Genomic DNA, 909 nt, shown 5'->3' on the forward strand with positions numbered 1-909 from the left:
TACCTGTAAGGTCTGTAGCGACTACTGGTTTCACTGGCGCTGTGGTGTCTGTCGCCACTTTAGGATCACTTGCGTCTGATGTATTTCCTGATGGGTCTGTCGCTTTTGCTGTCACATTGCCTGCTGGAATGTCAACAGTTGGGGTGATGGTTGCTTTACCATCTGCTCCTGCTGTCGCTTCACCAATCTTGTTGCCATCTTTATCGTAAAGGGCAACAGTTGAGCCTGGTTCTGCACTGACTTCAACTGGAGTCTTAGTGCCGGCTTTTCCTGTGAGGTCTGTAGCGACAACTGGTTTCGCTGGCGCTTCTGTATCAGCGCCTGTAGTTGCCTTCGCTGGATCACTCGCGTCTGATGTGTTACCTGCCGCATCTGTCGCTTTCGCTGTCACATTCCCTGCTGGAATATCAACAGTTGGCGTAATGGTTGCTTTACCATCTGCGCCTGCTGTCGCTTCACCGATCTTGTTGCCATCTTTATCGTAAAGGGCAACAGTTGAGCCTGGTTCTGCAGTTACTTCTACTGATGGCTTAGTGCCTGCTTTTCCTGTAAGATCTGTATTCACTACTGGTTTCGCTGGGGCTGTAGTGTCTGTCGCTACTTTAGGATCACTTGCGTCTGATGTGTTACCCGCTGCATCTGTCGCTTTGGCTGTTACATTACCTACTGAAATATCAACGGTTGGCGTGATGGTAGCTTTGCCATCTGCGCCTGCTGTCACTTCACCAATCTTGTTGCCATCTTTATCGTAAAGAGCAACAGTTGAACCTGGTTCTGCACTGACTTCAACTGGAGTCTTAGTGCCGGCTTTTCCTGTTAGGTCTGTATTCACTACTGGTTTCGCTGGGGCTGTAGTGTCTGTCGCCACTTTAGGATCACTTGCGTCTGATGTGTTACCTGCCGCATCTG

At 49.7% G+C, this 909-nt stretch carries 1 protein-coding gene; it reads right to left on the minus strand.

Translation table 11 applies throughout. From position 1 onward, the window contains the following. Positions 1-909, minus strand: a 909-nt coding sequence (locus tag AX663_RS10870) for an Ig-like domain-containing protein (RefSeq protein ID WP_231724236.1), incomplete at both ends; no start/stop codon positions are given.

The organism is Streptococcus sp. CCH8-H5 (assembly GCF_001556505.1).
Lineage (GTDB): Bacteria > Bacillota > Bacilli > Lactobacillales > Streptococcaceae > Streptococcus.